At 66.2% G+C, this 5,001-nt stretch carries 5 protein-coding genes; 3 read left to right on the top strand and 2 right to left on the bottom strand.

Features of this window, described 5'->3' with window-relative positions:
• Window positions 1-778, top strand: a 778-nt coding sequence (locus tag LPZ50_RS21550) for a GNAT family N-acetyltransferase (RefSeq protein WP_230664807.1), incomplete at its 5' end; no start/stop codon positions are given.
• A gap of 39 nt (window positions 779-817) precedes the next feature.
• Here LPZ50_RS21550 and LPZ50_RS21545 read toward each other — a convergent pair.
• On the bottom strand, window positions 818-1,498 hold the full coding sequence (locus LPZ50_RS21545) for an alpha/beta hydrolase (protein ID WP_230664806.1): 681 nt from the start codon (window positions 1,496-1,498) through the stop codon (window positions 818-820).
• Window positions 1,499-1,534: 36 nt separating this feature from the next.
• The gene (yjgA, locus tag LPZ50_RS21540) at window positions 1,535-2,086 is read right to left on the bottom strand and encodes a ribosome biogenesis factor YjgA (RefSeq protein ID WP_230664804.1); all 552 of its coding nucleotides are present in this window, start codon (window positions 2,084-2,086) and stop codon (window positions 1,535-1,537) included.
• A 57-nt stretch (window positions 2,087-2,143) separates the two neighbouring features.
• On the opposite strand from yjgA, the gene pmbA reads away from it, so the two are divergent.
• Both pmbA and LPZ50_RS21530 read left to right on the top strand, forming a co-directional pair.
• Window positions 2,144-3,511, top strand: coding sequence for a metalloprotease PmbA (pmbA, locus tag LPZ50_RS21535; protein WP_230664802.1), 1,368 nt, complete (start codon window positions 2,144-2,146; stop codon window positions 3,509-3,511).
• Window positions 3,512-3,654: 143 nt separating this feature from the next.
• Window positions 3,655-4,749: a TRAP transporter substrate-binding protein gene (locus LPZ50_RS21530; RefSeq protein ID WP_230664800.1), complete on the top strand. Its 1,095-nt coding sequence runs from the start codon at window positions 3,655-3,657 to the stop codon at window positions 4,747-4,749.
• Window positions 4,750-5,001: the final 252 nt, after the last annotated feature.

Below are 5,001 nucleotides of genomic sequence, written 5' to 3'. Positions count from 1 at the left end.
CTGGCGGCGCGTGCTGGCGCCGCAGCTCAGCGGCGCGGCGGCCGAAGCATTGCAGCAGGTGCTGGTGCAGGTATCCGAACTCATTTCCGAGCTGCCGGACATCGAATCCCTGGATATCGACCCGCTGTACGCGGGCGAAGCACAGTTGCGGGGCGCCGGGTTGCGCATCACGCTGTGCGCCGAGCCTGGCTGCGCCACCCCGCAGGCCGACGGCTACCCCCACATGGCCATCCACCCTTATCCGGTGCGGCTGGTGCGCACGCGCCAGTTCGACGACGGCACCGCATGGGTCATCCGTCCCATCAGGCCCGAAGACGGCCAGACGCTGCAGGAATTCATACGCGGCCTGTCGGAACGCTCGCGCTACATGCGGTTCGTTTCCATGATGCGCGAACTCACGCCGCGCATGGTGTCGCGCTATACGCAAATCGACTATCACCGCGAATTGGCCCTGGTGGCGACCACGCAGGTGCCCAACCCGGAAAACCGCGGCCATCCGCGCGAAGTCATCATTGGGTTCGCGCACTACTTGCGCAATGCCGACGGGCGCGGCGCGGAATACGCGCTGGTCATCGGCGACGACTGGCAGCGCCGCAAGCTGGGCGGCCAGCTCATGGACGCCCTGATCGACGCGGCGCGCGAGCAGGGGCTGGAATACATCGACGGCCTGGTGCTGGCGAACAATCGTCCCATGCTGACACTAATGACCCGCCTGGGCTTCACCAACGACCCGGATCCAGAAGACCCTACCATGCGCCGGGTCTGGCGGGGCCTGTAGCGGCGGGCTTCAGCCGCCGGTGGCGGCGCGGCGCCGCTTTCAGCCCGCCAGCACTTCCCGCAGGAACGTCGCGATATCGGCGATTTCCGGCGCGCATACCGAATGCGGCATCGGGTAGGTGTGCCAGCGCACGTCGTAGCCCAGCGCCTGCAGTTGCGCCAGCGAGGCCTGCGCCCGCGGCAGCGCCACCACCGGGTCGAACGTGCCGTGCGCCAGGAAGATCGGCGTGCCGGCATTGGCCGCATGCCGCTCGGCCGACGCGATATCCAGCAGCGGCAGGTAGCCCGATAGTCCGATCATGCCCGCCAGTTTTTCCTCCAGCCGCAGGCCGGTATGCAGGGTCATGGCGCAGCCCTGCGAAAAACCGGCCAGCACGATGCGCGACGTGGGAATGCCGCGCGCGTTTTCGCGGGCGATCAGGGCGCGCACCGCGGCTTCCGATTGCCGGATGCCGGCCGCGTCTTCCTGGCGCACCAGGTCGGTGACCAGGATGTCATACCAGGACCGCATCGCCATGCCGCCGTTGATGGTAACCGGCTGCACCGGCGCATGCGGGAACACGAAACGCACCGGCGGGCTGGCGTCCAGGCGCAGTTCAGGCACGATGGGGGCGAAGTCGTTGCCATCGGCGCCCAGGCCGTGCAGCCAGATCACGGCGTGCGTGGGGTTGGGAGAGGTTTCGATCTCGATGCTGTCGAGCAGGGCGGGGTTGGCGCTCATTGTCGGGCAATAAGGTGGGTTCGAAGGCGGCCGCGCTCAGGCGGCCAGCGATTTCAGGGCCTGGAACAGCGCGCGGTAATGCTTGCGCAGGGGTTCCTGCCCGGGCTGCAGCGTGGCGTTGTGCTGCGCTTCCTTGCGGGCGGCGCGGATCGTGGCGCGCAATTGCTGCACGTCGGCGCCCGGATGGGTGTTCAGCAGGTCGGTCAGCGCTTCGTCATCCGTCAGCAGGCGGTCGCGCAGGGTTTCCAGCCGGTGCATGGCGGCGGTTTCTTCGCGCGAGCCGTTCTGCCAGATATCCAGCTGGGCGCGGATTTCATCGGCAGGCGCATCGCGCATCAGCTTGCCCACGAAATGGGTTTGCCGCCGCCGGCCTTCGCGGCTGGTGGTGCGCTGCGCCAGCCGGATGGCCTCGTACAGGCGCTCGGCCAGCGGCAATTGCTTCAGGCGGTCGGGCGGCAGCTCGATCAGTTGCTTGCCCAGGTCCAGCAGGGCATGCATTTCGCGCTTGACCTGCGACTTGCTGGGGCGGTCATAGCCGTTTTCGTCGAGTTCGGCATCGTCGGCCGGATCGGGGGTACGGGAATTCATGGGAACAGCGTGAACACAGACTTGGCTATGATAACCGTCTCTGTCAATTGGACTGCAATGGTCAATACTCCCGCCTCCTCTCTTCCTGTGGCCGCCAACCACGCCCGTTTCAGCGAACTGGTCGAACAGGTGCTGGCGCACGCGCGCCGCATCGGCGCCAGCGACGCGGCCGCCGAGGTCTCCGAAAGCCTGGGCCTGTCGGTCACCGTGCGCAAAGACGATATCGAAACCGTCGAACAGACCCGCGACCGCTCGCTGGACCTGACCGTCTACGCGGGCCAGAGCCGCGGCTCGGCCTCGACGTCCGATTTTTCCGACGAGGCGCTGCGCCAGACGGTCGAGGCCGCCTGGCACATTGCCCGCCACACGGCCGCCGACCCGGCCGCCGGCCTGCCCGATGCCGACCGCCTGGCCACCGAATTCCCCGACCTGGCGCTGCATTACCCCTGGCCCGTCACTACCGAGCAGGCCGCCGGCCTGGCGCTGCGCGCCGAACGCGCCGCCCACGCGGTGGATGCCCGGATCACCAACACCGACGGCGCCACGATCGGCACCTACGAGGGCCAGTTCGTCATGGGCAATACCCGTGGCTTCCTGGGGGGGTATCCCTATTCGCGGCACAGCCTGTCGGTGGCGCCCATTGCCGGGCGCGGCAACCACATGCAGCGCGACTACTGGTATACATCCGAGCGCGATCCCGCCCGCCTGGCGTCGCCCGAGGCCATCGGCCGCTATGCCGCCGAGCGCACCCTGGCGCGCCTGTCGGCCAAGCGCATCCGTACCGGCAAGTTCCCGGTCCTGTTCGAGGCCCCCCTGGCCGTGGGCCTGCTGGGCGCGTTCACTCAGGCCACCAGCGGCGGCGCGCTGTACCGCAAGGCCAGCTTCTTGCTCGACGCGCTGGGCAAGCCTGTGTTCCCGGCCCATATCGACATCGCCGAAAACCCGCATGTGCCGGGCGGCATGGGCAGTTCGCCGTTCGACGACGAGGGCGTGCGCACGCAGGCGCGCAGCGTGGTGGCGGGCGGCGTGCTGGAAGGCTATTTCCTGTCCAGCTACACCGCCCGCAAGCTGGGCATGGCCACCACCGGCAACGCCGGCGGGTCGCACAACCTGACACTGACCTCGCGCCAGACCCGCGCCGGCGACAATTTCGAGGCCATGCTGCGCAAGCTGGGTACTGGCTTTCTGGTTACCGAGCTCATCGGGCAGGGCGTGAACTACGTCACGGGCGATTATTCCCGGGGCGCGTTCGGATATTGGGTAGAAAACGGCAAAATCCAGCACGCCGTCCAGGAAATCACCATCGCGGGCAACCTGGCCGACATGTTCCGCCAGATCGTGGCAGTGGGCGCCGACACCATTACCCGCGGCACCAAAAGCACCGGCTCCATCCTGATTGAACAAATGGCCATCGCTGGCGTCTGAGGGTGACCCCCTCTCCGGTACGTGCCGCGCGCCTGCGCGGCGGGTACCGCAAATCCCCATAGAGCACATTTTTAACAACGTGTAATATCCGCCGAGTATCGCCAGCGATATCACATACCTAGTTGCCACCGAGGAGCCAATAAATGCAACGTCGTTCCTTTCTGAAACAAGCCGGCCTGGGCGCCGTCGCGGGTAGCGCCGCGGTCGCCGCGCCGGTTTTCGCGCAAGACGCGCCCACCCTGAACTGGCGCATGGCGTCCAGCTTCCCGCGCAGCCTGGACACGCTGTTCGGAACCGGCGAAATTTTCTGCAAGTTCGTCAACGAAGCTACCGGCGGCAAGTTCACCATTCGCCACTTCCCGGGCGGCGAGATCGTGCCGGCCCTGCAGGTGATGGACTCGGTGTCCAACAACACCATCGAATGCGGCCACACCGTTTCGTACTACTACTACGGCAAGAACCCGGCCTATTGCTTTGACGCCGCCGTGCCCTTCGGCCTGAACGCCCGCCAGATGAATGCCTGGATGTTCGACGGCGACGGCATGAAGCTGACCCGCGAAATGTTCGCCCCCCAGAAGATTGTCAACTTCCCCATGGGCAACACCGGCGTGCAGATGGGCGGCTGGTACCGCAAGGAAATCAAGTCGGTCGACGATCTCAAGGGCCTGAAGATGCGCACCGCGGGCTTTGCCGGCGAAGTGCTGTCGCGCATGGGCGTGGTGCCCCAGCAACTGGCGGGCGGCGACGTCTACCCGTCGCTGGAAAAAGGCACGCTGGACGCCGTGGAATTCGTCGGCCCGTACGACGATGAAAAGCTGGGCTTCAATAAAGTGGCCAAGTATTACTACTACCCGGGCTGGTGGGAAGGCGGCCCGCAAGTGTCGCTGTACCTGAACCAGGGCGCCTGGGAAGGCCTGCCCAAGCCGTACCAGGCCATCGTCGAGGCCGCCAGCCGCGTGGCGCATGTGGCCATGACGTCGCGCTACGACGCCGTGAACCCCGGCGCGTTGCGCAAGCTGATCGCCGGCGGCGCCGAACTGCGTCCGTTCCCGCGTTCCGTCATGGACGCTTCCTACGAAGCCGCCCAGACGGTCTACAAGGAATTTTCCGCCAAAGATCCGAAATTCAAGGCTCTGTACGAGAACTACATGGGTTTCCGCGACAGCGTGGTTCCCTGGTTCCGGCTGGCCGAAGGCTCGTACGACCAATACCTGGGCGTGGCGATGGCCAAGCGGTAAGGGGTTTCGGCCTGCCTCCGCTTTTTTTGGGGAGGCGGCTGTCCTGGCGATCGCGGGCATGATGCTCGCCCCGATTGTTTTTGTGCTTGCCGGGGCCCGGGGAAGAGGGGGCGCCTGCGGTTTTGGGGCATTTGCCTTCGTCCGTTTGGCTTTATTGCTTTCTTTCTTGCCCCGTCCCGCGGCGCCCGGGCAGGCGGGAGGGCCGAGTGCCATCGTTATCGATATGAGAGGCTGTCAGCCGGGGTGCACTGG

It is taken from the genome of Bordetella petrii, assembly GCF_020991325.1.
GTDB classification, from domain to species: domain Bacteria; phylum Pseudomonadota; class Gammaproteobacteria; order Burkholderiales; family Burkholderiaceae_B; genus Bordetella_A; species Bordetella_A petrii_E.
This window is presented reverse-complemented; position numbering and strand designations above follow the sequence as displayed.